25 protein-coding genes and 1 tRNA gene are annotated in these 23905 nt (G+C 71.3%); 13 read left to right on the forward strand and 13 right to left on the reverse strand.

The features are described 5' to 3' along the window. Complete coding sequence (locus ACQEV1_RS11915) at positions 1-429, forward strand: glyoxalase (RefSeq protein ID WP_285618767.1); 429 nt, start codon at positions 1-3, stop codon at positions 427-429. Here the strand turns inward: ACQEV1_RS11915 and ACQEV1_RS11920 are convergent. The 3 genes from ACQEV1_RS11920 to ACQEV1_RS11930 all read right to left on the reverse strand — a co-directional run bounded on the left by ACQEV1_RS11920 (position 346) and on the right by ACQEV1_RS11930 (position 2591). Continuing rightward, positions 346-639 carry a hypothetical protein gene (locus ACQEV1_RS11920; RefSeq protein WP_433393707.1) on the reverse strand — a complete coding sequence of 98 codons (294 nt, stop codon included), beginning with the start codon at positions 637-639 and terminating at the stop codon, positions 346-348. The two genes, ACQEV1_RS11915 and ACQEV1_RS11920, sit on opposite strands and share 84 nt — an antisense overlap. 70 nt (positions 640-709) lie before the next feature. Further along, positions 710-1456, reverse strand: coding sequence for a TetR/AcrR family transcriptional regulator (locus ACQEV1_RS11925; RefSeq protein WP_433393709.1), 747 nt, complete (start codon positions 1454-1456; stop codon positions 710-712). 181 nt (positions 1457-1637) lie between these two features. Next, positions 1638-2591 (reverse strand): acyl-CoA desaturase, encoded by a 954-nt coding sequence (locus tag ACQEV1_RS11930; RefSeq protein ID WP_285618762.1) that lies wholly within the window; start codon positions 2589-2591, stop codon positions 1638-1640. Positions 2592-2833: 242 nt separating this feature from the next. Between ACQEV1_RS11930 and ACQEV1_RS11935 the strand changes: the two genes are divergently transcribed. From ACQEV1_RS11935 to cysN, 9 genes are all read left to right on the forward strand, one after another. Further along, a tRNA-Gln gene (locus ACQEV1_RS11935) sits at positions 2834-2905 on the forward strand. Between the two features lie 233 nt (positions 2906-3138). After that, the gene (glmU, locus tag ACQEV1_RS11940) at positions 3139-4584 is read left to right on the forward strand and encodes a bifunctional UDP-N-acetylglucosamine diphosphorylase/glucosamine-1-phosphate N-acetyltransferase GlmU (RefSeq protein ID WP_433393711.1); all 1446 of its coding nucleotides are present in this window, start codon (positions 3139-3141) and stop codon (positions 4582-4584) included. A gap of 4 nt (positions 4585-4588) precedes the next feature. After that, positions 4589-5569, forward strand: coding sequence for a ribose-phosphate diphosphokinase (locus tag ACQEV1_RS11945; RefSeq protein ID WP_285571239.1), 981 nt, complete (start codon positions 4589-4591; stop codon positions 5567-5569). Between the two features lie 180 nt (positions 5570-5749). Next, positions 5750-6391 (forward strand): 50S ribosomal protein L25/general stress protein Ctc, encoded by a 642-nt coding sequence (locus tag ACQEV1_RS11950; RefSeq protein WP_285618759.1) that lies wholly within the window; start codon positions 5750-5752, stop codon positions 6389-6391. A gap of 68 nt (positions 6392-6459) precedes the next feature. After that, positions 6460-7041 (forward strand): aminoacyl-tRNA hydrolase, encoded by a 582-nt coding sequence (pth, locus tag ACQEV1_RS11955; RefSeq protein ID WP_433393714.1) that lies wholly within the window; start codon positions 6460-6462, stop codon positions 7039-7041. A gap of 160 nt (positions 7042-7201) precedes the next feature. Beyond that, positions 7202-8680: a sugar transferase gene (locus tag ACQEV1_RS11960; protein ID WP_285618757.1), complete on the forward strand. Its 1479-nt coding sequence runs from the start codon at positions 7202-7204 to the stop codon at positions 8678-8680. Between the two features lie 15 nt (positions 8681-8695). Beyond that, entirely contained in the window at positions 8696-9463 is a 768-nt protein-coding gene (locus ACQEV1_RS11965) for a 3'(2'),5'-bisphosphate nucleotidase CysQ (RefSeq protein ID WP_285618755.1), read from the forward strand. Positions 9464-9489: 26 nt separating this feature from the next. Further along, complete coding sequence (cysD, locus tag ACQEV1_RS11970) at positions 9490-10419, forward strand: sulfate adenylyltransferase subunit CysD (protein ID WP_285571225.1); 930 nt, start codon at positions 9490-9492, stop codon at positions 10417-10419. A gap of 2 nt (positions 10420-10421) precedes the next feature. Beyond that, positions 10422-11690: a sulfate adenylyltransferase subunit CysN gene (gene cysN, locus ACQEV1_RS11975; protein ID WP_285618753.1), complete on the forward strand. Its 1269-nt coding sequence runs from the start codon at positions 10422-10424 to the stop codon at positions 11688-11690. On the opposite strand, the gene ACQEV1_RS11980 is transcribed toward cysN, so the two are convergent. The 4 genes from ACQEV1_RS11980 to ACQEV1_RS11995 all read right to left on the reverse strand — a co-directional run bounded on the left by ACQEV1_RS11980 (position 11674) and on the right by ACQEV1_RS11995 (position 13873). Next, on the reverse strand, positions 11674-11880 hold the full coding sequence (locus ACQEV1_RS11980) for a hypothetical protein (RefSeq protein WP_433393717.1): 207 nt from the start codon (positions 11878-11880) through the stop codon (positions 11674-11676). The two genes, cysN and ACQEV1_RS11980, sit on opposite strands and share 17 nt — an antisense overlap. A gap of 62 nt (positions 11881-11942) precedes the next feature. Continuing rightward, positions 11943-12404, reverse strand: a complete 462-nt coding sequence (locus ACQEV1_RS11985; protein WP_285618748.1) for a PPOX class F420-dependent oxidoreductase — start codon at positions 12402-12404, stop codon at positions 11943-11945. A 6-nt stretch (positions 12405-12410) separates the two neighbouring features. Continuing rightward, on the reverse strand, positions 12411-13709 hold the full coding sequence (locus ACQEV1_RS11990; protein ID WP_433393719.1) for an MFS transporter: 1299 nt from the start codon (positions 13707-13709) through the stop codon (positions 12411-12413). After that, positions 13706-13873 (reverse strand): hypothetical protein, encoded by a 168-nt coding sequence (locus tag ACQEV1_RS11995; protein WP_433393721.1) that lies wholly within the window; start codon positions 13871-13873, stop codon positions 13706-13708. The genes ACQEV1_RS11990 and ACQEV1_RS11995 overlap by 4 nt, the downstream gene beginning before the upstream one ends. Positions 13874-13929: 56 nt before the next feature. Between ACQEV1_RS11995 and ACQEV1_RS12000 the strand changes: the two genes are divergently transcribed. After that, positions 13930-14907, forward strand: a complete 978-nt coding sequence (locus tag ACQEV1_RS12000) for a helix-turn-helix domain-containing protein (protein ID WP_433393723.1) — start codon at positions 13930-13932, stop codon at positions 14905-14907. 27 nt (positions 14908-14934) lie between these two features. Here the strand turns inward: ACQEV1_RS12000 and ACQEV1_RS12005 are convergent, their stop codons facing one another. From ACQEV1_RS12005 to ACQEV1_RS12030, 6 genes are all read right to left on the reverse strand, one after another. Beyond that, entirely contained in the window at positions 14935-16206 is a 1272-nt protein-coding gene (locus tag ACQEV1_RS12005; RefSeq protein ID WP_433393725.1) for an epoxide hydrolase family protein, read from the reverse strand. Between the two features lie 198 nt (positions 16207-16404). Next, a complete protein-coding gene (locus tag ACQEV1_RS12010; RefSeq protein ID WP_285571214.1) occupies positions 16405-17103 on the reverse strand; it encodes a hypothetical protein in 699 nt (232 codons plus the stop codon). 68 nt (positions 17104-17171) lie between these two features. Further along, on the reverse strand, positions 17172-18290 hold the full coding sequence (locus ACQEV1_RS12015) for a hypothetical protein (RefSeq protein WP_433393728.1): 1119 nt from the start codon (positions 18288-18290) through the stop codon (positions 17172-17174). Next, positions 18287-19594 (reverse strand): ParB N-terminal domain-containing protein, encoded by a 1308-nt coding sequence (locus ACQEV1_RS12020; protein ID WP_433393730.1) that lies wholly within the window; start codon positions 19592-19594, stop codon positions 18287-18289. Before ACQEV1_RS12020 ends, ACQEV1_RS12015 begins: the two co-directional genes overlap by 4 nt. Then, complete coding sequence (locus ACQEV1_RS12025) at positions 19587-21095, reverse strand: oligosaccharide flippase family protein (protein WP_285618735.1); 1509 nt, start codon at positions 21093-21095, stop codon at positions 19587-19589. Before ACQEV1_RS12025 ends, ACQEV1_RS12020 begins: the two co-directional genes overlap by 8 nt. Then, the gene (locus ACQEV1_RS12030) at positions 21092-22789 is read right to left on the reverse strand and encodes a tyrosine-protein kinase domain-containing protein (RefSeq protein ID WP_285618734.1); all 1698 of its coding nucleotides are present in this window, start codon (positions 22787-22789) and stop codon (positions 21092-21094) included. Before ACQEV1_RS12030 ends, ACQEV1_RS12025 begins: the two co-directional genes overlap by 4 nt. Before the next feature lie 151 nt (positions 22790-22940). Between ACQEV1_RS12030 and pssD the strand changes: the two genes are divergently transcribed. Both pssD and ACQEV1_RS12040 read left to right on the forward strand, forming a co-directional pair. Next, the gene (gene pssD, locus ACQEV1_RS12035) at positions 22941-23405 is read left to right on the forward strand and encodes a PssD/Cps14F family polysaccharide biosynthesis glycosyltransferase (RefSeq protein ID WP_433393733.1); all 465 of its coding nucleotides are present in this window, start codon (positions 22941-22943) and stop codon (positions 23403-23405) included. Then, positions 23402-23905, forward strand: coding sequence for a glycosyltransferase (locus ACQEV1_RS12040; RefSeq protein ID WP_285571200.1), 504 nt, complete (start codon positions 23402-23404; stop codon positions 23903-23905). Before pssD ends, ACQEV1_RS12040 begins: the two co-directional genes overlap by 4 nt.

Consider the following 23905-nt stretch of genomic DNA (forward strand, 5'->3'; position numbering starts at 1 on the left):
ATGACCTTGCTCGGGATCCACCACGTGCAGCTCGCCGCGCCGCCCGGCTGCGAGCCGGGCATGCGGGAGTTCTACGCCGGTGTGCTCGGGCTCACCGAACTGCCCAAGCCGCCCGTCCTGGCCGCCCGGGGCGGGGTGTGGTTCGGCGGGCCCGGCATCGAGATCCACATCGGCGTCGAAGAGGACTTCCGGCCGGCGCGCAAGGCGCATCCCGGCATCCTCGTGCGGGATCTCGACGACATGGCGGGCCGGCTCCGGGCGGCAGGCCATGAGGTGCGGCCCGACGACCTGCTGCCCGGCTTTCGGCGCTTCTACGTCGACGACCCGGCCGGCAACCGGCTGGAGCTACTCCAGCCGCTCACCGGGCCGCGCGGCGAGCATCTCCCAGTCGGCCAGCACGTCGAGGAGAAGGCCGAGCACGCGACGTAACTCCTCGACGTGGTCGGCCTTGTGGCCGGCGTGCTCGAAGCAGCCGCCCCCGAGGCCCGAAATCGCGTCCTCGAGGCCCTCGGTGAACCGCCTCGCGCGGGAGTCCGCCGTGTTGTCGTGGGCCCGGCGGGCCCGCCGCGCGTCGACGGAACGGTCCGTCTCCGCCCGGCCGGCGCGCCGCCGCCCGAAGCCGGGATCGCCGTGCCACATGTGCCGTCCTCTCCCTGGAATTCATGCCTCGCACGATAGGGGGAGGGTGTGACAGTACGGCTACGCTGAGTCAGACGGTGCCCGGCTCGGGGCTGGTCCGCCGGGCGGCGCGGGCCGACTCCTTGGCCTCCTTCGCCGCTTCTTTCGCCGCCTCCTTGGCCTTCGCCTTCAGATCCTTCTGGCGGGCCTTGTGGTCGGTGGTCAGGTACGGCTTGGGCTCCAGCCCGGACAGGCCGTTCCACGCCAGGTTGACCAGGTGGGCGGCGACCTCCTCGCGCTTGGGCTTGCGCACGTCCAGCCAGTACGTCCCGGTCATGGCGACCATGCCGATGAGGGCCTGGGCGTACAGGGGCGCGGCCTTCGGGTCGTAGCCCTTGTCCTTGAACTCGTCGCCGAGAATGTGCTCGACCTGGTTCGCGATGTCGCTCAGCAGGCTGGCGAACGTGCCCGTCGCCGATGCCGCGTGCGAGTCGCGGACGAGGATGCGGAAGCCCTGGCTGCTGTCCTCGATGTACTCCAGCAGGGCCAGCGCCGCGCGCTCGATCTTCTGCCGGGGATGTCCTCCGACGAGGGACTTGGTGACCATGTCGAGGAGGTTCGCCATCTCGCGGTCGACCACGACCGCGTACAGGCCCTCCTTGCCGCCGAAGTGCTCGTACACGACGGGTTTGGAGACCCCGGCCACGGTGGCGATCTCTTCGATGGAGGTGCCGTCGAAGCCGCGTTCGGCGAAGAGGGTCCGGCCTATGTCGAGCAGTTGCTCCCGTCTCTCTTTGCCCGTCATGCGCTTGCGACGGGATTTGGGGGGTTCGCTCACATCATCAATTGTGACGGTCACGCTTTCTCCTGGCCGGGCGGCTCGGGAACGCGGAACCGCCGGCGGTGCCGTACGTGTGGGGGGATCGACCGGATGAGCCCTGCTCACGGGATGCCGGAGCACCTTGCGCGTGCGCCGGGCGGCCGCAACCGGCCGCCCGCCGCAGAGTCGGGCCGGTCAGCTACGATATCCGCTTCGCGGCGAGCCGCTCCGGGGTCGGCCACCGCACGTCCCAGGCCCAGCCGAGCTTCTCGAAGAGCCAGATCGTACGGGCGCTGCTGTCGAGCTGGCCGGGGAGCACCCCGTGCCGGGCGCAGGTCGGGTCGGCGTGGTGGAGGTTGTGCCACGACTCGCCGAACGACGGGATCGCCAGCCACCACACGTTGCGGGACTTGTCACGCGCCTCGAACTCCTCCTCGCCCATGGCGTGGCAGATGGAGTTGATGGACCAGGTGACGTGGTGCAGAAGGCTGACCCGTACGAGCGCGCCCCAGAAGAAGCCGGTCAGGGCGCCCCACCAGGACATGGTCAGCAGGCCGCCGAGCGCGGCGGGCAGCAACAGCGAGATGGCCACCAGGCCGGGGAAGAAGCGGCTGATCCGCCGCATGTCCTTGTCGGCCACCAGGTCGGGGCAGAACTTCTGCGGCGACGTACGGCGGCTGTCGAACAGCCAGCCCATGTGCGCCCAGACCAGACCCTTGGTGAGGGCGCGCCAGTCGTTACCGAAGCGCCAGGGCGAGTGCGGGTCGTTCTCCTGGTCGGAGTACTTGTGGTGGCGCCGGTGCACGGCCACCCAGTCGATCACGCTCATCTCGATGGACAGGCCACCGGCGATGGCCATGGCGATGCGCAGCGGACGCTTCGCCTTGAACGAGCCGTGCGTGAAGTGCCGGTGGTATCCGACGGTGACTCCGAGACCGGAGACGCCGTACATCACGAACATGATCGCCAGGTCGGTCCAGCCGAGCCCCCAGCCCCATGCGAACGGCACGGCCGCCACCACGGCGAGAAGCGGGACCGCGATGAAAACGCCCATCAGGACCTTCTCAAACGTGCCCTTGGGGTCGGGTTCGATTTCGGGTCTGGCCTGCGGCCTAGCGGTGGCGGACGGTGCTCCTGCCGGGGCTATGGTCATGCGGTTTCCTCCTGCCAGCTGAGAACTTACGGCTACGCAACCGTAACCTACGGCGGCGTAGGTTATGCAAGATGCCCCGTAGAATTCGACCAAACCTGTCGCGTTGGTCACACAGCGGTTACCGAGTGGCAAGACCGGCTTTATCGGACATGACGCCGTCTTTATCCGTCCTGCGTGGGGCGATGGACCGGTATCGTGGACGATCGACCGGGGGCCTCGGACGACTGGAGAGCCTCGTGCGGTCCGGCGTGGTGTAATCGGCAACACGGAGGGTTTTGGTCCCTTTGTTCCTGGTTCGAGTCCAGGCGCCGGAGCTGACGGTGACGTCCGTCGAATCCCCTATGGCACTTTGGGCCAGGTGGGAACGCCACCCCCGACCTGCATCCCGGTCATCACCCCAGCGGTATTCTTCGGGTGTCGGGCAGGGGACGGCCGGGCTGATCGCTGCTGCCGTCCGAAGGTCGCCTGACCCCGTAGAACGCCTCTGACGGGGACCGGCTCTCTGCCCCGACGCGTACCCGTCCGCGATGCCGAAGGGCCTCCATACGTGAGCGCGATCCGTCCGGCTGCTGTCATCGTCCTGGCCGCAGGCGAGGGCACGAGAATGAAGTCCCGCAAGGTGCCGAAGGTCTTGCACGAGCTCGGCGGGCGCACCATGGTGGGCCACGTCCTCGCGGCCTCGCGCGAACTCGAGCCCGAGCGGCTCCTGGTCGTCGTCGGCCACGGCCGGCAGAAGGTGATCGCGCATCTGGAGGCCGACTGGCCCGGGGCGCGACCGGTGCTCCAGGCGGAGCAGAACGGCACCGGCCACGCCGTGCGCATGGCGCTGGAGGCCGTCGGCTCGATCGACGGCACCGTGCTCGTGCTCAACGGCGACGCCCCTCTCCTGCGGGGCGACGTGCTCCACGAACTCCTGGCGGTGCACGAGGGCGAGGGCAACGCCGCGACGATCCTGACCGCCGACCTGCCCGACCCGACCGGTTACGGGCGCATGATCCGTGCCGCCGACGGCTCGGTGAGCGCGATCGTCGAGGAGAAGGACGCCGACGCCGCCCAGCGCGCCATCACCGAGATCAACGTCGGCATGTACGCCTTCGACGGCGCCCTGCTCGGCGCCGCCCTCAAGCAGGTGACCACCGACAACGCGAAGGGCGAGGAGTACCTCACCGACGTCGTCACCATCCTGCGCGACTCGGGTCACCGTGTCGGCGGCGCGCTGGACCGCCACTGGCTCGGCCCCCTCGGCGTCAACGACCGGGTGCAGCTCGCCGAGGCCCGGCGGCTGCTCAACGACCGCGTCCTCGAGGCGCACATGCGCCAGGGTGTGACGATCGTCGACCCGATGTCCACCTGGGTCGACGTCCAGGTGATGATCGAGCCGGACGCGGTGATCGAGCCGGGCACCCAGCTGCGCGGCACCACGCACGTCGCGGCCGGGGCGCGGGTGGGCCCCGGCTGCACCCTCACGGACACCACGGTCGGCGAGGACGCCGTCGTCGTGAACGCCGTCTGCGAAGGCGCCGAGATCGGCCCGGAGGTCAGCGTCGGCCCGTTCGCGTACCTGCGGCCGGGCACGAAGCTGGCCCGCGGGGCCAAGGCGGGCACGTACGTCGAGATGAAGAACGCCGTGGTGGGCGAGGGCACCAAGGTGCCGCACCTGACGTACGTCGGCGACGCCGAGATCGGCGCGGGCTCCAACATCGGCGCGGCCTGCGTCTTCGTGAACTACGACGGTGTCGAGAAGCGCAAGAGCGTCGTCGGCGACCACGTGAAGGTGGGCAGCGACAACATGCTCGTCGCGCCGGTGAACATCGGCGACGGCGCCTACACCGCGGCCGGTTCGGTGATCACCGGTGATGTTCCCCCCGGGGCGATGGCCGTCGCCCGGGCCCGCCAGCGCAACGTCGAGGGATGGGTCGAGCGCAAGCGGCCGGGCACTCCGTCCGCGGAGGCCGCGCGGCGCGCGCAAGAACGAGCAGAGCAAGGAGACTGACCCCGTGACCGGCATCAAAACGACGGGTGAGAAGAAGCTGATGCTCTTCTCCGGCCGCGCCTACCCCGAACTGGCCGAGGAAGTGGCCGAGGCGCTCGGCGTCGAGCCGACCCCCACGTCGGCGTACGACTTCGCGAACGGTGAGACGTTCGTCCGCTTCAACGAGTCGGTCCGCGGATCCGACGCGTTCGTCCTGCAGAGCCACACCGCGCCGATCAATCAGTGGATCATGGAGCAGCTGATCATGGTGGACGCGCTGAAGCGCGCGTCGGCCAAGCGGATCACCGTGGTCGCCCCGTTCTTCGGGTACGCCCGCCAGGACAAGAAGCACCGCGGCCGCGAGCCGATCTCCGCGCGGCTGATGGCGGACCTGTTCAAGACCGCCGGCGCCGACCGGCTCATGGCGGTCGACCTGCACACCGCGCAGATCCAGGGCTTCTTCGACGGCCCCGTGGACCACCTGTTCGCGCTGCCGTTGCTCACCGACTACATCAAGGAGAAGCTCGACACCGACGGCGTGTCCGTCGTGGCGCCCGACGCCGGGCGGGTGCGCGTGGCCGAGCGGTGGAGCGACGAACTCGGCGGCTGCCCGATGGCGATCATCCACAAGCGCCGCGATCCCGACGTGGCCAACGAGGTCAAGGTCTTCGACGTCGTCGGCGAGGTCGAGGGCCGCACGTGCGTGGTCGTCGATGACATGATCGACACCGGCGGCACCATCGTGAAGGCGTCCGAGGCGCTGTTCGAGGAGGGTGCGGCCCGCGTGGTCGTCGCCGCCACGCACGGCGTGCTGTCCGGGCCGGCGGTGGACAAGCTGAAGAACTCCCGGATCTCCGAGGTGGTCCTCACCAACACGCTGCCGATCCCGGACAACAAGCGGTTCGACAAGCTGACGGTCCTGTCGATCGCCCCGTTGATCGCCCGAGCGATCAACGAGGTGTTCAGCGACGGGTCCGTGACCAGCCTGTTCGGCGGCCACAGCTGACAACGAACGCCTCCCGGCACGAATGGGAAGGACGATCGGCTAGACTTGATTGACCGAGTGCGTCCGACGCTGTGTCGCGCGGCCGACCAGACCTGGTCCGCGTGCCGCTCGGAGCACCGACATTTCGACTGATCCCGTCGACGTAGCACTGACTAGCTTGATCCAACGAGGAGTTTTGCCGTGTCCGAGGTACGCATCGCCGCCGAGCCCCGCACCGAGTTCGGCAAGGGCCCCGCGCGGCGCACTCGCAGGGCCGGCAAGGTGCCCGCCGTCCTGTACGGCCACGGCACCGACCCCCGTCACATCGCGCTGCCGGGCCACGAGCTGATGCTCGCGCTGAAGACCCCGAACGCGCTGCTGCGCCTGCAGGGGCTCGACGGCGGCGACGAGCTGGCTCTGCCCAAGGACGTCCAGCGTGACCCTCTGAAGGGCTTCCTGGAGCACGTCGACCTCCTCGTCGTCAAGCGCGGCGAGAAGGTCACCGTCGAGGTGCCGGTCCAGGTGACCGGCGACGTCGTGCCGGACGGCATGCTCGACCAGCAGCTCGTCCAGGTGTCGCTCGAGGCCGAGGCCACCCACATCCCGCAGGCGATCGAGGTCAACGTCGAGGGCATGGCCATCGGCGACCAGCTGCTCGCCAAGGACCTCCCGCTCCCGAGCGGCGCGACGCTCGACGCCGAGGAGGACACGCTCGTCCTCCACGTCATCGCCGCGCCGACCGCCGCGCAGATGGAGGCCGGGCTCGAGGGTGAGGCCGCCGAGGGCGGCGCCGAGGGCGAGGGTGCCGAGTCCGAGGCCAAGCCCGAGGGCGGCGAGGAGTAAGCACTGCGAGTGCGACGGGCGCCCCTCCGGGGCGCCTTTCGCGTTTTCCCATGGGGGCGGGAGGAACGATGGCCTCGGACGAGCCGTGGCTTCTGGTCGGCCTGGGCAACCCCGGCACCGGCTACGCCGGCAACCGGCACAACGCCGGCTTCATGGTGCTCGACGTCCTGGCCGGCACGGTCGGCGGCCGGTTCAAGTCCCACCGTGCGCGTGCCGACGTCGTCGAGGGGCGGCTCGCCGGCCACCGGGTGGTGCTCGCCAAGCCGCGGTCGTACATGAACGAGTCCGGCGGGCCGGTCAAGGCCCTCTGCGACTTCTACAAGATCCCGCTTGAGCGGCTCGTCGTCGTCCACGACGAGCTCGACATCCCGTACGGCACCCTGCGCCTGAAGCGGGGCGGCGGGGACAACGGTCACAACGGCCTGCGCTCGATCACCAAAAGTCTGGGCGGCCGTGACTACCTGCGGGTGCGGTTCGGCATCGGGCGGCCTCCGGGCCGGATGGACGCGGCGGCGTTCGTCCTGCGCGACTTCTCCGCCGCCGAGCGCAAGGAGCTGGACCTCAACACCGACCGTGCCGCGGACGCCGTCGAGGCGCTCGTCACGCAGGGCCTGGACCGGGCGCAGAACACCTTCCACGGCGAGCCCTGAGCTCTGGCGAGCCAAGGTGGCCGAAGGTGGCGATGTTCGCTCCTGCGGCTGAAGTGAACTCTAGGATATGTGCCACACCGAGAACGAACTCGTGAACCTCAGGTGGCTAACGAGCGTCATGCATCTGTACAGGTAAAAGTGACGTTCGACGAGGGGTGAAATGGCGGTCGTCGAAGAGGCGCGGCCAAGGGCTCGGCCCGTGGGCGGAAGCAGGGAACAGGTCACGGCCTGGGCATCGCGTTATGCCCGGCAGGCTTTCGGCCTCGACTTCGTCGCCGCGCTCCTCGGAGGCCTGATCGCCTTCGTGATCAGATTCCGCTTCTCCTCCTTCGGCGACCCCTGGAGCACCCCCTACATCGGGCTCAGCTTCGCCCTCCCGTTCCTGTGGACCGGCGCGCTCGCCCTCGCCCGTGGGTACGAACAGCCGATGTTCGGCGTGGGGCCGGAGGAGTTCCGCCGGATCCTGCGGTCCGGCTTCGCCCTGACCGCGAGCGTCGCCATCCTGGCGTACGCGACGAAGACCGAGGTGGCGCGCGGCTATGTGATCGCGGCGCTGCCCCTGACCACCGGCTTCGGCCTGTACGGCCGCTACCAGCTGCGCAAGCGGCTGCACCGGCGGCGCAAGGCCGGTCAGTACATGCGGCGCGTCGTGGTCGTCGGCCACCGGGCCGCCGTCGCCGACCTGGTCCGCCAGCTCCGCCGCGAGCCCTACCACGGCATGGAGATCGCCGCCGCGTGCCTGCCGGCGATGCTCGCCACGGGCGACGACGCCGTCACCGAGGTCGAGGGGGTGCCGGTCGCCGGCGACTTCACCGAGGTCGCGGCCGTGGTCGAACGCATCCGCGCCTGTACGGTCGCCGTGCTGGCCTGCCCCGAGCTCGACGGCGTGGCGCTGCGGAGGCTCGCCTGGCAGCTCGAGAGGGACGACGTCGACCTCGTCGTCGCGCCCGCGCTGATGGAGGTCGCCGGTCCCCGCACCTCGATCCGCCCGGTGGCGGGCCTGCCGCTCCTGCACGTCGAGCACCCGGAGCTGTCCGGCGGCCGTCGCGTGGCCAAGAGCGCCTTCGACCGGGTCGGCGCGGGGCTCGCGCTCGTCTTCCTGTGGCCGGTGCTGGCCTGCATCGCGGTCGCGATCCGCCTCGACAGCAAGGGCCCGGCGCTGTTCCGGCAGGTGCGGGTCGGCCGTGACGGCCGTGAGTTCACGGTGCTGAAGTTCCGCACGATGGTTTCGGACGCCGAGCGGCGCAAGGCCGCCCTCGTTCAGTACAACGATCACGACGGCGTTCTTTTCAAGATCAGGAACGACCCGCGGATCACCCGCACGGGCGGGTGGCTGCGCCGGTACTCCCTCGACGAGCTGCCCCAGCTGATCAACGTGCTGCGCGGTGACATGTCCCTCGTGGGCCCCCGCCCTCCGCTGCCCGAAGAGGTCGCCCAGTATGGTGACGACGTACGCCGCCGGCTCGTCGTACGCCCGGGCATGACCGGTCTGTGGCAGGTGAGCGGGCGCTCTGATCTATCGTGGGAGGAATCGGTCCGCCTGGACCTGCGTTATGTCGAGAACTGGTCCCTCACCCTCGACCTGCAGATCCTGTGGAAGACCTGGTCCGCGGTGGCTCGAGGATCCGGTGCCTACTGACGTAGAGAGAAGTACGTGACGCACGACGATCATGCCCTCGCCCGTGATCTCGCGACCGAGGCGGGCGCGCTGCTGCTCCGGCTGCGCGCCGACCGCGGTTTCGGTGACCTCAAGGCTCTCCGTGACGCCGGTGACCGCGAGTCCCACGTCTACCTGACCGAGGCGCTCGCGCGGCAGCGCCCCGGCGACTCCGTGCTCAGCGAGGAGGGCAAGGACGAGCTCTCCCGCCTCGAGGCGGAGCGGGTGTGGATCGTCGACCCGCTCGACGGCACGCGCGAGTACGCCGAGGAGGGTCGCGGAGACTGGGCCGTCCACGTCGCGCTCTGGCAGCGCGACGAGGGCACGACCGGCGGGCTCGCGGCGGGCGCGGTCGCGCTCCCGTCGCAGGGCCGTACGCTCTCCACCGCCGAGCCGATCGAGCTTTCCCAGGTCGACACCGGCCACATCCGGGTCGCCGTGAGCCGCAGCCGTCCGCCGGAGTTCGCCACGCGCCTCGCCGAGCACCTCGACGCCGACGTCGAGCTGGTGCCGATCGGATCGGCCGGGGCGAAGGTCGCGGCGGTGCTGCTCGGCGACGTCGACGCCTACGTCCACGCCGGCGGGCAGTACGAATGGGACTCCGCCGCCCCGGTCGCCGTCGCCCACGCGGTCGGCGCCCACGCCTCGCGGATCGACGGGTCACCGCTGACCTACAACGAAGAGGACACTCTTCTGCCGGATATTCTGGTCTGCCACCCGGAACTGGCGCCGACGCTGCTCGCCGGCATCCGGGCGGTCCTGTAACGAACCGACCCGGGAGCCTTGACGCGATGCAGCGCAGCACAGCTGACGCCCGTGACTACCGGACGTCTCAGCTCGACGTACTCGAAGCGGAGTCGATCCACATCGTCCGCGAGGTCGCGGCCGAGTTCGAACGGCCCGTCCTGCTCTTCTCCGGCGGCAAGGACAGCATCGTCATGCTGCGCCTGGCCGAGAAGGCCTTCTGGCCGGCCCGGATCCCCTTTCCGGTGATGCACGTCGACACCGGCCACAACTTCTCCGAGGTCATCGAGTTCCGCGACCGCCGGGTGGCCGAGCTGGGCGTCCGTCTCGTCATCGCGTCCGTGCAGGAGTCGATCGACAAGGGCCGCGTCGTGGAGGAGACCGGGCGGCGGGCGAGCCGCAACCGGCTGCAGACGACGACGCTCCTGGACGCCATCGAGGAGCACCGCTTCGACGCCGCGTTCGGCGGTGCACGGCGCGACGAGGAGAAGGCGCGCGCCAAGGAGCGGGTCTTCTCCTTCCGCGACGACTTCGGCCAGTGGGACCCCAAGAACCAGCGGCCCGAGCTGTGGAGCCTGTACAACACCCGCATCCGCCAGGGTGAGCACATCCGGGTGTTCCCGCTGTCCAACTGGACCGAGCTGGACATCTGGGACTACATCAAGCGCGAGAAGCTGGAGATCCCCTCCATCTACTTCGCCCACAGCCGCACGGTGTTCGAGCGCGACGGCATGCTCCTCGCCGACAGCCCGTTCTCGAACCGCGGCGACGACGAGCCGGCCTTCGAGGCGATGGTCCGCTACCGCACGGTCGGCGACATGAGCTGCACCGGCGCCGTCGAGTCGACCGCGACCGGCCTCGACGAGGTGATCACCGAGATCGCCGCGACGCGGATCACCGAGCGCGGCCAGACCCGCGCCGACGACCGTACGAGCGAGGCCGCCATGGAGGACCGCAAGCGCGAGGGGTACTTCTAACCATGAGCATGGACATTCTCCGGCTCGCCACCGCTGGATCGGTCGACGACGGAAAGTCGACGCTCATCGGGCGGCTGCTGTACGACTCCAAGTCGATCTTCGAGGACCAGATCGAGGCGGTCGAGCGCACCAGCCGCGACCGGGGTGAGGAGTACACCAACCTCGCGCTGCTCACCGACGGCCTGCGCGCCGAGCGCGAGCAGGGCATCACCATCGACGTGGCGTACCGCTACTTCGCCACGCCGAGGCGGAAGTTCATCATCGCCGACACTCCGGGGCACATCCAGTACACCCGGAACATGGTGACCGGCGCGTCAACGGCCGACCTGGCGATCATCCTGATCGACGCGCGGAAGGGCCTGCTGGAGCAGTCGCGGCGTCACGCGTTCCTCGCCACTCTGCTGCGCGTCCCGCACCTCGTGCTCGCGGTCAACAAGATGGACCTGGTCGACTACGACCAGGAGACGTTCGAGCGGATCAAGGACGACTTCACCTCGTTCGCGGCCAAGCTGTCGGTCGGCGACCTGACGTTCATCCCGATGTCCGCGCTGCACGGCGACAACGTGGTCGAGCGGTCGGCGAACACGCCCTGGTACGACGGGCCGTCGCTGCTCCACCACCTGGAGAACCTCCACATCGCCTCCGACCGCAACCTCATCGACGTGCGGTTCCCGGTGCAGTACGTCATCCGCCCCCAGGCCTCGACCGACCCGGAGCTGCACGACTACCGCGGGTACGCCGGACAGGTCGCGGGCGGCGTGCTCAAGCCGGGCGACGAGGTCATGCACCTGCCGTCGGGGCTGACCACGCGGATCAAGCGGATCGACACCGCCGACGGCCCGGTCGATGAGGCCTACCCGCCGATGGCGGTGACGCTGCTGCTCGAGGACGACATCGACATCTCCCGCGGCGACATGATCTGCCGGCCGCACAACAAGCCGCAGGTCACGCAGGACGTCGAGGCGATGATCTGCTGGATGTCCGACGAGCGGACCCTGACACCGCGGACCAAGCTCGTCATCAAGCACACGACCCGTACGGCCCGTGCGATGGTCCGCGACCTGCACTACCGGCTCGACGTGAACACCCTGCACCGGCACGAGGACGCCGAACGCCTGGAGCTCAACGAGATCGGCCGGGTGACGCTGCGGGTCACCCAGCCGCTGTTCGCCGACGCGTACGGCCGCAACCGCGCCACCGGCGGTTTCATCCTGATCGACGAGGCGACGAACGCGACCGTCGCGGCCGGCATGATCATGGAGAGCCGCTGACCCCGGCCTGAGCGGTCATTCGGGCCCGGACCTGCTGTGACCGGGCGGCACGCGCGAACGCGGCCGCCTCGGTTCCGCCCCCGGCCAGGTCCGGGCTCTCGCCGTACCAGCAGCTCGTGCCCGCCGCGCCGGACTCGACGACGAGAGCATCGAGGCGCTGTTCGTGACCACGTTTCGGACCGCCGCTCATGGCGGCGCCGGCTCGTGGTCTCCGGCGCGGAGCACGCCTCCCACCAACGACGGCCGGACGCCCTAAACGCGGCCGGGCGGGAAGCCACCGGTGGCGATCGGGCCCCACGTGTCGATCGTGATGCGGATCAGCGACTTGTTCTGGCGGTGCATCGCCTGGCGGTATTCGTCCCAGTCGGGATGTTCCCCGGCGATGCTCCGGTAGTACTCGACGAACGCGTCCTCCGCCTCCGGCATGTCGAGCACCTCGGCGCTGCCGTCCACCTGGACGTACGGACCGTTCCAGTCGTCGGACAGCACGCAGATCGAGACCCGCTCGTCGCGGCGCGCGTTGCGGGCCTTGGCGCGTTCGGGGTAGGTGGAGACCACGATGCGGCCCTCACCGTCGACGCCACAGGACACGGGCGACAGCTGCGGCCGCCCGCTGGAGCGGGTCGTGGCGAGCAGCCCGTGGTGGCGCGGACGGAGGAAGTCGATCAGCGCGTCGCGGTCGACCTTGTCCGCGGTCGCGATCTTCGGGGACATCAAGCCTCACCTTCCGCCGGGTGACCGGCCGGTCGACGTCGTGGCACGCTCCGATCCTGCCACGCCGCCTTCGAGCCCGGACCCGCGGGCGCGCAGCGCCACCAGGTGACGGATCAGGGCGAGTACGGCGAGCAGCGCGACGAGCGCGCACACGCCCCACCACCCGGCCCGGCCGTAGGCGCGGGCGCCGAGCCAGGAGCCCGCACTGCCGCCGAGGTAGGCGCAGGTCATGTAGGCGGTGTTGACCCTGCTTCTGGCCTCGGCGCGCAGGGCGTAGTTCCGTACCTGGTTGGCGACCATCCCGGACTGCATGGCGACGTCGAGCAACAGCGAACCCAGCACGAGTGCCGTGAGGCCCACCGTCCCGCCCCGGCCGCCGCCCGCGAGGACGAGTGCCGCGACGATGACGCCGAGCACGCACACGAGGTTGACCGCGTCGGGCCCGTGGCGGTCGGCCAGGCGTCCCGCGACCGGCGTGCAGACCATGGTCCCCGCGTTGACCAGGGCGAGCGCCCCGACCGCCCGGATGCTCAGGCCGTACGCCGGGCCGGTCAGCAGAAGTGCGACGCCGGTCCAGACGGCCGAGAACCCGGCGAAGATCGTGGCCTGGTAGAAGCAGGAGCGGCGCAGCTCCGGCTCGGCGCGCAGGAGGCGCAGCGACTCGGCCAGCAGCGCCGGGTACCGCTGTCCCGACGGCGGGGACGTCGGCGGCAGCGCCCGGCCTAGGACCGCCGCCAGGACCAGGGTGAGCGCGGCGGCCAGCAGGTACGGGGCCCGCCAGCCCAGCCACTCGCCCAGCACCCCGCCGAGGGTGCGGGACAGCAGCATGCCGCCGATGGAGCCGCTCAGGAGCGTGCCGCTGACCACTCCACGACGGTCCTCCGGCACCAGGCCGGCCGCCATCGGACCGATGATCGGCGCCACCACCGTCGCCAGGCCGATGAGCGCGCTCGCCCCGGCGAGAGCGGGAAGGGCGGGCGCCGCGCTCGCACCCAGCAGCCCCAGCCCGGTGACGCCGAGGAGGGCGACGACCAGCCTCCGGTGCGGCAGCCGGTCGCCGAGCGGGACGAGCAGGAAGATCCCGGCCGCGTAGCCGAACTGCGTCGCGGTCACGACCAGGGCGGCCGAGCCGGCGCCGATGTGCAGGCCGGCGGCGACCGACGGGCTGATCGCCTGGGGGAAGTAGATGTTGCCGACGGCCACTCCGCAGGTGAGGGCCAGGAGCAGGATCGTCCGGCGGCTCAGCCGGACTCGCGCGAGGTCGTCGTCCGGCACGGCCGCCGGACGTCGATCGGGAACGGTCATGGTTCGAAGTCCACGGCACCGGAGTCCCGCCGCCAGGGGAGGTAGGTGTTGCCGACGGCCACTCCGCAGGTGGGGGGCAGGAGCAGGATCGTCCGGCGGCTCAGCCGGACTCGCGCGAGTTCCTCGTCCGGCACGGCCGCCGAACGTCGATCGGTAACGGTCATGGACCGAAGTCCACGGCACCGGCGTCCCGCCGCCAATCGATGTAGCGTATGGCTTAATGATCAGCTTTGTCCTGGGTGTCGAGGACCTCGCCGACACCCGGTTCGCCCTCTCGCCCCTGCACGAGACCGTGCTCAGCCTCCGGGTGCTCCGCGATCCGAGCCTGTCCGCGCTGCACCTGCCGTGGCGCCGGTTCGTCCTCGCCGCGATCGGCGTGCTCGACACGGAGCTGCTGATGTCGCTGGTCGGCCCGCGCCGTACCCTGCCCGACTTCCTCACCCCGCGGCCGGTCACCTTCGCGGCCGCGTTCGAGGACGAGCTGGCCGTCGTACGCCGGACCGACCCGGACCTGGTCCGCCGGGACCTGCTGGCCGCGCACGCCCCGGACCCGGTGCCCGCGGCCCTGCGCGAGGCCACTGACGGCGACGACGCGCGTGTCGCCGCGCTCCGCGACGCCATCTGCGCGCTCCTGCGGCGGTACTGGGAGCTCGCCATCGAGCCCGACTGGCCGCGGATGCGGCTCGTGCTGGAAGCGGACATGACCTACCGTGCGCGGCGGCTCGCCGTCGGAGGCGCGCGGCTGCTGTTCGCCGACATGCACCCGAATTTGCGCTGGCACGACGGAGTGCTGCACATCGACAAGATGATCAGCCGGCACCGGGTCACGGCGGCGGGACGGGGGCTGCTGCTGGTGCCGTCCGTCTTCTCTCACCAGCCGGCACCGCCGGTGAGCCCGGAGGAACCGCCGATGCTGGCCTACCCCAGCCGCGGGGTGGCGACGCTGTGGGCCGCGCCTCCTCCCGCCGACGCGACCGCTCTCGCCTCGCTTATCGGCTCGTCGAGAGCACGGCTGCTCGGACTGCTCGAAGAACCGTTGCCCACGGTGGAGATCGCCCGCCGCCTCCGCGTCACCCCGAGCGCCGTGTCCCAGCACCTGCGCGTGCTGTACGCCACGGGCCTGGTCACCCGGGCCCGTGACGGACGGCAGGTCCTGTACCGCCGCAGCGAACTCGGCGACCGGCTGGCCGCCCGGTAGCGGGTCGCCACCGGGCGGCCGCGGCGATCAGCGCAGCGGGCGGAAGAGGGCGCGCAGGTCCCCGGCGAGGAGCGCGGGCTCCTCCATCGGCATGAAATGGCCGCCCACCGTCGGGCCGCGCCACTGCCGCAGGTCGGTGAAGCCGCGTTCGGCGAGGGAGCGTGGCATGTCACGCAGCACCGGCTCGGCGCTCAGCGTGACCCCCGCGGGCACCGGGACGACGGGGCGGGGCGGACTCAGCGGCCAGTCGTAGTACTGGCGGAACGACGAACCGATCGTGCCGGTCGCCCAGTAGAGCGTGAGGACCGTCAGCATGTCGTCGCGGTCGAACCGGCTCTCCAGGTCACCGCCACAGTCGCTCCAGGCGCGGTACTTGTCCACGATCCAGGCGGCCAGCCCGGCGGGGGAGTCCTGCAGCGCGGCGGCGATGGTGTCCGGGCGGGTGAGCATGATCTCGCTGTAGCCCCCGTCCTTCTCGTCGAAGGTTTCGACCGCCGCCAGCCACGCGCGTTCGGCGTCGGTGAGGTCGCCCGGCTCCGCCGGCATGCCCGGATGGATGAGGTGGATGCCGGCCACGCTCTCGGGGTACAGGGCGCCGAGCCAGGTCGTCACCCCCGCGCCGATGTCGCCGCCGAAGGCACCGTACCGGGCGTACCCGAGCTCCTCGGTCATCAGCGCGTGCCACGTCTCCGCGGTGCTCTGCCGCGTCATGGGCCCTCCTACGTCGGAAGGGGTGACCACAGCGGCAGTGCCTTTGATTCCCTCGCTTCGCTCGGTCATGGGCCCTCCTACGTCGGAAGGGGTGACCACCGCGGCTGTGCCTTTGATTCCCTCGCTTCGCTCGGTCATGGGCCGGCCCGGAGGCAGGTCGGAGAACAGGAATCCGGGCAGCGACGGGATGACCACGTCGAACGCGTCGGCGGGGTCGCCGCCGAAGCGTGCCGGATCGGTCAGCAGCGGCACGAGCGGCAGCATCTCCACGAAGCTGCTCGGCCAACCGTGCGTCAGGATGAGGGGCAGCGCGGGCCGCCCACCCACCGCGCGTACGTGCACGAAGTGGATGCGCTGCCCGCCGATGTCGGCCAGGCGGTGGGGCAGGCGGTTGAGCTCGTCCTCGGCCGTACGCCAGTCGAAGCCGTCGGCCCAGTAGGTCAGCAGCGACCGCAGGTAGGCCGGGTCGGTGCCCGCGGCCCACGGTTCGGGGCTGGAGGCGGGGGTGAAGCGCGTGCGGCGGATGCGGTCGCGCAGGTCCGCGAGCACGTCCTCGGAGACGTCGACGCGGAAATGAGTGACGGACATGAGTCCTCCAGATCGGAGGGCGTCTCCCCGGCGGTCGTCAGCGGATGGAGGCGACGAGGAGGAACACCCGGATGTCACGAACGGTGAGCATCGGGGCCACCTCCTCTCCTCAGCGAGTGCTGACCTGTCGCATCATGCCATGACACGCGACGGGCCGCGAGCCGATAATCGGCCCGCGGCCCGGAGTGGCCGGAATGGTCAGATCGCGGCGGGCGCGTCCGGACCCGGACCGCCGGAGGAACCCTGCTTGCGGCGCCAGAGGAAGAAGCCGCCGATGGCCAGGACGAGCACGACGACGACGCCGACGATGCCGTACAGCACGCCGTTGCCGCCGGAGTCCTTCTTGGACGCGGCGACCGGCGTGGTGCTGGGCTGGTCGGTCGCGCCGCCGGCCGACGCGGCCGCGCTGGGCTGCTCGGCGGCCTTCTTCCGCGGGGTGACGGCCGGGTGCTTGCCGCTCATCAGGTCGAGGAAGGTCAGCACCTCGGACTTGGGGTTGCCCGCCTTCCTGGCCCGGGAGAGCAGTCCGTTGACCTTGGCGCTCGGCAGGCTGTTGGAGAAGGCCTGCAGGCGGGTGCCGGTGAGAATGACGTAGGTGCGGTTCGGCTCCTGCCTCAGCCGGCTGACCACCGCCGCCGTGGAGGCGCCGGCCGGCAGCACGACGACCCCCGCGCGGCCCGCGCCCTCGATGGCGGCGCGCAGCTTGTCGAGGTCGGCGTCGGACTTGAGGTAGGACGCGCTGGAGTCGACGTAGTAGCCGTCCTCGGAGACGGACTCGGCGACGAGCTCGGGGTCGATGGTGTCCGCCCGCGCGGGTACGGCGTGCCAGCCGAGCATCATCAGCAACGCGGCCGCAAGGAGGGCCGGCAACAGGGCGCGGCGTGCGCGCAGGTCCATGGGGGGTCAGCTCCTCGTCATTCTCTTGAATAGGCGAGCCTACCGACTTACGTCGCGGGCCCGCCGGGTTATGCGCCGGTCGGCCGCCGGGCTACGGCGCGTCGCCTCCGATGGATCCCGAGAGCGACCAGACCGGCCACGATCAGGGCCACCGGTGCCCCGCCGGCGATGATCAGCGGGCGGGACGGGTGCCGCCGCTTCTTCTTCGCCGCCGCGCAGTCGCCGAGCTCGCACGACGACCGGGCGGCCAGCGCCGGGACCGCCGCCAGCGCCCGCCAGGCGTTCAGGGAGTCCGGCGAGGTGCGGTAGTCGAAGTCGCACGCCGCGTTCACCCGCTGGCCGGTGTGCTGGTCGTCCCAGTACAGGGCGGCGCGGAACTGCCGGTACGCCGGACTGGTCAGCAGCTGCCCCATGTCGCGCAGCCACTGGGCCTTGCGGCCGGGGCGCGCCGGGTCCTCCACCGAGCCGAACTCCAGCAGCATCAGGCCCTTGGCCGGGTGCCGCAGGCCGAACCGGCGCTCGGGGTCCACCAGCTCGGCCGGGCTCTCCCAGCGGCCGGAGCCGGAGTGGCAGGTGTTCCAGTTGTAGCTGTCGCCGGCGATGTCGTCGACGTACGCGTCACCGGGGTAGTACAGGTCGGCGTCCGTCAGCCCGTGGCCGGCGTTGTGGGAGAACGCCCAGCCGGTCATCGTCCAGACGTAGCGCGCGTTGCGCACACCGGCCGCCCGGTAGGTGGTGACGAGGTTGCGCCACGCGGCGACGAAGTCGGCCGGCCCGCCCATCGGCGCCGACGTACGGGCGTCGGGCTCGTGGTTGAACACCACGTAGACGAGCGCGCGGAACCTCTTGATCTCCTTCGCCTGCCGCTGCATGTCGGCCCACAGCGGGCCGCCGGGCCGCGCCGCCGCGATGTCGCGCCAGGAGAGCTTCGCGCCGTTCTTGCGCCGCGCTTTGATCGACACGAACACGGTGTGGCCGGTGTGCCTGGCCCACTGCTGGTGTGCGTCGAAGAGCGGTTCGTCCCAGCGGCGGAAGACCCGGACGCCCTCCAGCCGGTGGCCGGTCTCGCTCTCGCGCTGCTGGACCTCCTGCCGGGTCTGCCCGACGGCGCCGAGCATGACCCGGTGACCCGGCGCCGGTGTGCCCGTGACGATGCTGCCGGCCAGCATCAGGGCGACCGCTCTCATGTACGGACGCAGGCGAAGAGATGCCGTCCGTAGTTGTCGGCGTACGGCGGGTGGGCGTCATCGTCCGGACCGAGGTCGATGATCTCGTCGAACGTCGTGTGCCGCCGCAGGAAGTCCGCGATCGACTCGGCGTTCCAGCCTTCGAGGGAGGTGCGGAACCACGCCTCGTTCTCCTGGCCGGTGTCGAGGAACAGCACCTTGCCGGTGGCCCGGTCGAGCAGCTTCACGAGCGCCTCCGGGCCCACCGAGCCGCGACCCAGGACGAAGTGGTGCAGCAGGCTGAAGCAGGACACCACGTCGTACACGCGGTCGCTGTAGGCGAGCAGCTCGACGGCGTCGCCGGTGCCGATCTGCCCCTCGCGCAGGCCGTACATCGCCTTGCCCAGCGGCACGGCCAGCGGGTCGCGCTCGACGCCCTGCGCGTCGAAGCCCGCCTTGCCCATCTCCGCCACGAACCAGCCGTAGCAGCTCGCGACGTCGAGGTAGGAGCCGGTGACGCCGCGTTCGGCGAGCAGCTTGACCATCTTCTCCAGCCGGTCGGTGCAGCGGCGCACGGTGGTCCAGCTCTTGGCCAGCTCCGGTGCGTCGATCGGCTGGTACAGCTCCTTGGTGCCGTCGAGCCAGCTCATGCGCAGCAGCAGGTCCTGCAGCGGCGTGGTGACCGGCAGCCACTTGGTCACGACGCGCGCGGTCGTCTCGCCCCGTGCCGCGGCGCGGGCGAGGCGGTGGTGGCCGTCGAGCACCTGGTAGTAGTCGCTGCCGCGGACCGGCGCGACGAGGACGGGGTCGAGCCGCCCGCTCTGCTCCGGGCGGCGCTCGCCCTCCTCGCCGGACAGGAAGCTCCGCGCGCCGGCGACGATACCGGCGTCGTCCGTGGCGCCGAAGTAGCGGCCGCCCGCGTCGATGCAACGGCGCGCCAGGCGGCCGTACGGGGAGGCCAGGATCTCCTCGTCGGTCGGGTCGGTGAGCCGCAGCAGGTCGACGTGCGGCCCGTCGACGAGACGGGTCGAGGGCCACAGCAGGTCGTCGGTGCGTTCGGCGAACTCGCGCGCGGTCCAGCCGGCCTGCGCGCCGACCAGCAGCCGGTCGATCGGCACGGTGACGTGGCCGGGACGGCGGAGCACGAGCGTGGACACCACGACACGGGCCTTCGGGGGGATCGGCACCGAGCGGCCGGCGTCGGCCAGCCGCCCGTACACCGGACCGGCGGAGGCCATTCCCGCCTTGCGCAGCGCCTGCTTCGCCCGCCGGCCACCGCTCCGCAACTTCTGCGGGTTCAGATTGCGGCGTACCTCATCAAGCATTGTTGACCATTCCTCCGGTGGCTCTGCGTCCGGGCAACAGGGCGGCGAACGCGGTAAGTGCGAGGCGGGCGCGACCGGCCCACATTAGCCCGGCGTAGCAGCCCGCGCCGAGCACCAGACCGGCCAGCGTGGCGGTCGTGCCGAACGCCAGCCGGGCCACCAGCGGAAGCAGGCCGAAACAGGCCAGCGCCGACGCCGCCGCCAGGCCAAGACCGGCGCCGGCCGGCGTCATGCCGAAGATCCGCCGAACCTGCGCGAGCGGAAGGACGTTGCGGGTGGCCAGCGCGGCCGCCCAGGCGAGCGCGGCGCCGGTGATGCCCAGCCAGGGGATGAGCACGGCGTTCAGCGCGAGGTCGACCACGAGCGCGGCGGTGTTGTTGGCCAGGCTCAGCCCGCTGCGGCCGCCCATCAGCAGCATCACGTCGACCGGACCGGTGCCGGTGGCCAGCAGCATCGCCAGGGCGAGGATGACGGTGGCGTACTGGCCGGTGCCGTACCCGTGCCCGAACGCGGACAGGTAGACGGGGGCGGCGACCGCGACGGACAGGTGCACCGGCCAGGTGAGCGCGACCGTCCACGTGGTGCAGCCCGCGAACACCCGCGCGGTGCCCTCGCGGTCCTCCAGCGCGATGAGCCGGCTGACCGCGGGCTGCATGGCCTGCTGGACCGCCTGCGTGCCGAGCTGGCCGATGACCATGAAGCGGGTGGCCGCGGTGTAGATCGCGGCGTCGCGTGGCGAGGCCAGCGCGGCGATGAGCACGATGTCGGCGCGCTGCAGCGCGGTCTGGCAGATCTGCGCGACCGAGCGCGGCGCGGTGTAGCGCCAGAACTCCCCGGCGAGGGCCCGCGTGTCGGCCGGCCCGTCGTCCAGGCGCGCCACGATGCGCCGGTACCACGCGACGGCGACGACCAGGCCCACGAGGTACGGCAGGGCCCAGGCGAACGCCAGGGCGACCGGGTTCGCGGTGAAGACGGCGACGAGGAGGACCCCGGCGACCTGCGTCACCTGCCGGAAGATCTTCTCGATCGCCACCGTGGGCCGCATGGTGGAGTGCCCTCGCGTCGCGGCGAGCACGGCGTCGTGCGCGGCGGCGACCGGCAGGAACACCGCGAGCACCCGCAGCATGGGCGCGACCTGCCCGCCGCCGAGGCTGTCCGACAGCGCGGGAGCGGCCGCGAACAGCACGAGCGCGGCGACGCAGGCCACCGCGACCACGGGCACGAGCGCCACCGGGACCGTACGGCGGGCCGCGCCGTGGTCGCCGAGCGCGAGGTGACGCGGCAGCCAGCGCAGCAGGCCCGCGTCGCTGCCGAGGCCGGCGACGGCGTTCAGGATGACGAACAGCGACGTGGCCGCGAAGAACGCGCCCGCGACGCCCTGCGGGTACGCGTGGGCGACCGCGAACACCAGTGCGAAGCCCATGAGCCCGGCCGTGGCCGCACCGGCCAGGTTGAGCGCGCCGCCCCGGGCCAGCCGGGACAGATGAGGTTCGGAACTCACGCTTCGATCGCCTTGTGGACGGCGGTCTCCGTCGAGTCGGAGGCGTCGCCCGGCTGCTGGCGCTGGACGTCGTCCTGGCCGGCGAAGCGCGACCAGTCCGGTGAGGTCGCGGTCGTGCTGGGGCGGCCGGGAGCGGCCGGAGGCGTCGGCGCGCCCTGGGGCGGGTGCGGGGGCCGCGCCATCCCCGTGCCGGGGGCGTAGTCAGGCTGGCCGCCAGGCTGGCCGCCGGGGCCGGCGTCGCCGCGATGGGAGCCGCCGCGGGGCCCGGCGTCGCGCGAGGCGACGCGGCGCCCGCGGCTGTCCTCGACCACGGTGCCGATCACGATGGCGCCCGCGCGCTCGGCCTCGAGGTAGGCCTGCTCGATGTCGGCGCGCGTCGTCTGGCCGAGCGTGACGACGATGAGCACGGCGTCGGCCAGCGTGCACAGCGCCTGGGCGTTGGCGTCGTGCACGCTCGGGGCGTTGATCAGGATGTACTCGGCCTTGTCGCGCAGGAGGCGCACGGTCTCGCGCATGCGCGGGCCGCTGAACCGTTCGGCGGCGGCGCCCGCGCCCGGCCCGCGCGGCAGCAGCCGCAGCTGCGAGTCGGCGTGCACGAGGAGCTGCGTCGGATCGGTGCCGCGCATCAGCACGTCGGACAGGCCCTTGGACTGGCCGAGCCCGAACAGCGCCGAGGGGCTCGTCTCGGAGAAGCTGGCGTCCACCATGATCGTCGCCGAGCCGGCGTGGGCGAGCGCGACGGCGAGGTTCGAACTGGCCAGCGTCGCCGACGCGGCCGGGGTGGCGTTGGTCACCAGCAGGGTGACCGGGCGCTCCTGCACGGACGCGACGACCGCGGCGCGCAGGCGGCGGTACGCCTCGCCGGCCCGGCTCTTCGGCGCGGTCACCAGGACCAGGCCGCCGGCCGAGGACACCGTGCTGAGCACCGGGACACCGAGCCGCTCGACGGTGCGGACGTCGCGCAGCCGGCGGTCGGAGCGTTCGAGGGCGAGCGCGATGAGCAGGCCCGCGAACAGGCCGACCAGCAGGCCCACGCCGCCGAACGTCGCGGCGCGCGCGGTGAGCGACCCGCTCGGCGGCTGCGCCGGGGTGATGACCGATCCCGCGTTGACGGGCGTCGCGGCGATGTCGTTGTTCTGCTCGTCGATCACGCCGATCTGGTTGTTGTACGCCGTGATCCGCTGCCGCAGGAAGCTCTTCTGGGAGGCGGGCGCCGTGGCCAGCCGCTTGGTGGTGTTGGTCAGCTCCTGCTGGACCTTCTTCTCCTGCTCGCGCAGCTTGTTGGAGCGGTCGGTCAGCACGCTCTGGGCCCGCTGCGAGCGGTAGGTCAGGTAGCCGTTCGCGAACGCCTGCGCGCCGTCACGGGCGGCGGTGGCGCTCGAACCGGTGTAGGTGATGAGCAGGACCTGGGTGTTGGGCGGCACGGTGACGCTGACCCGCGACCGGTCGGCGCTGCGCAGCTTCTGGCGCACCACCTGCTGGACCGCGTCGGCGCGGACGAGCTCGGCCTCCGACTCGAGGTTGGTCAGGTCGTCGCCCCGGCCGTTGGGGGAGTAGGGGTTGCCGTCGAGCGGGCTGATGAGCACCGTCGCCGTCGCCTTGGCGCTCGAGGGAAGCAGCAGCCCCGCCGCCAGGCCGAGCACGGTGGCGACCGCGGCGAGCGCGCCGATGAGTTTGAGATGGCGTCGTGCCACCCCCGTCAATCGCCCTTGTGCGTCCTGATCAGCCGCCATGCGCTGGTCTCCCTCGATCTACACCCCGGCCAGGGTCATGCGCTCGGCATGACACTATCTTCCGTTCCCAAATTGGTCGTCTGTCCTTGGAGTTCCGTTTACATTGATCCGCATGTCGGGAGATCGGGAACACGCTCTCTTGGTGGCCTCCAGTGGTGGTCACCTCGCTCAGTTGCTGGCGCTGAGGCCATGGTGGCACGAGCGGGAGCGCACTTGGGTCACGTTCGGCACCGAGGACGCGCGTTCCCAGCTCGACGGCGAGCGTGCCGTGTGGGCGTTCCATCCGACGACCCGCAACGTCCGCAACCTGGTGCGCAACTTCGCCCTCGCCGTCCGCGTCATGCGCCGTGAGCGCCCGCAGGTCGTGGTCTCCACCGGCGCGGCCGTCGCGTTCCCGTTCTTCCTGGTGGCCAAGGCGATGCGCGTGCCGACGGTCTACATCGAGGTGTACGACCGGCTCGACTCGCCGACGCTCACGGGTAGGCTCTGCCGTCCCATCACCGACCTGTTCTGCGTGCAATGGGAGGAACAGACCCGGTTCTACCCCCGTGCGCAGGTCATCGGGAGCCTGCTGTGAGTTCACTGGTCTTCGTCTCCGTCGGCACCGACCACCACCCCTTCGACCGGCTCATCCGCTGGGTCGACGCATGGCTGCCCGAGGGAGTGCCGTGCGTGGTGCAGCACGGCACCTCGGCCCCTCCGCTGCGCGCCGAGGGCGTCGCCTACCTCGATCACGCCGCGCTCACCTCCCTGCTGGACGAGGCGGCCGTGGTCGTCTGCCACGGCGGGCCGACCACCATCACCGAGAGCCGCCGGCACGGGCGCCGCCCGGTCGTCGTCCCCCGCGACCCGTCCCTGGGCGAGCACGTCGACGACCACCAGCAGCGCTTCTGCGCGCGGATGGCGGCCAAGGGCCTCATCAGCACGGCCGCCGACGAGGACGCCTTCCGCGGGCTCGTGGACCACGCTCTCGCCGCGCCGGACGACTTCTCGGTGGCCGCCGACAGCGGTGACGTCGCCGAGTCGGTCGCGCGCTTCGGCGGCCTCGTCGCCGACCTGCTCGCCCGCCGCCGTTGA

The sequence above is a fragment of the Actinoallomurus sp. CA-142502 genome (assembly GCF_050936355.1).
GTDB classification, from domain to species: Bacteria; Actinomycetota; Actinomycetes; order Streptosporangiales; family Streptosporangiaceae; genus Actinoallomurus; species Actinoallomurus iriomotensis.

Bases quoted from the DNA above. Each gene is read 5' to 3' on its own strand.
- ACQEV1_RS11915 (WP_285618767.1), top strand. From the start codon at position 1: ATGACCTTGCTCGGGATCCACCACGTGCAGCTCGCCGCGCCGCCCGGC.
- ACQEV1_RS11920 (WP_433393707.1), bottom strand. From the start codon at position 639: ATGTGGCACGGCGATCCCGGCTTCGGGCGGCGGCGCGCCGGCCGGGCG.
- ACQEV1_RS11930 (WP_285618762.1), bottom strand. From the start codon at position 2,591: ATGACCATAGCCCCGGCAGGAGCACCGTCCGCCACCGCTAGGCCGCAG.
- pth (WP_433393714.1), top strand. From the start codon at position 6,460: ATGGCCTCGGACGAGCCGTGGCTTCTGGTCGGCCTGGGCAACCCCGGC.
- ACQEV1_RS11960 (WP_285618757.1), top strand. From the start codon at position 7,202: ATGGCGGTCGTCGAAGAGGCGCGGCCAAGGGCTCGGCCCGTGGGCGGA.
- cysD (WP_285571225.1), top strand. From the start codon at position 9,490: ATGCAGCGCAGCACAGCTGACGCCCGTGACTACCGGACGTCTCAGCTC.
- cysN (WP_285618753.1), top strand. From the start codon at position 10,422: ATGAGCATGGACATTCTCCGGCTCGCCACCGCTGGATCGGTCGACGAC.
- ACQEV1_RS11980 (WP_433393717.1), bottom strand. From the start codon at position 11,880: ATGAGCGGCGGTCCGAAACGTGGTCACGAACAGCGCCTCGATGCTCTC.
- ACQEV1_RS11985 (WP_285618748.1), bottom strand. From the start codon at position 12,404: ATGTCCCCGAAGATCGCGACCGCGGACAAGGTCGACCGCGACGCGCTG.
- ACQEV1_RS11990 (WP_433393719.1), bottom strand. From the start codon at position 13,709: ATGACCGTTCCCGATCGACGTCCGGCGGCCGTGCCGGACGACGACCTC.
- ACQEV1_RS11995 (WP_433393721.1), bottom strand. From the start codon at position 13,873: ATGACCGTTACCGATCGACGTTCGGCGGCCGTGCCGGACGAGGAACTC.
- ACQEV1_RS12000 (WP_433393723.1), top strand. From the start codon at position 13,930: ATGATCAGCTTTGTCCTGGGTGTCGAGGACCTCGCCGACACCCGGTTC.
- ACQEV1_RS12005 (WP_433393725.1), bottom strand. From the start codon at position 16,206: ATGTCCGTCACTCATTTCCGCGTCGACGTCTCCGAGGACGTGCTCGCG.
- ACQEV1_RS12010 (WP_285571214.1), bottom strand. From the start codon at position 17,103: ATGGACCTGCGCGCACGCCGCGCCCTGTTGCCGGCCCTCCTTGCGGCC.
- ACQEV1_RS12015 (WP_433393728.1), bottom strand. From the start codon at position 18,290: ATGAGAGCGGTCGCCCTGATGCTGGCCGGCAGCATCGTCACGGGCACA.
- ACQEV1_RS12020 (WP_433393730.1), bottom strand. From the start codon at position 19,594: ATGCTTGATGAGGTACGCCGCAATCTGAACCCGCAGAAGTTGCGGAGC.
- pssD (WP_433393733.1), top strand. From the start codon at position 22,941: ATGTCGGGAGATCGGGAACACGCTCTCTTGGTGGCCTCCAGTGGTGGT.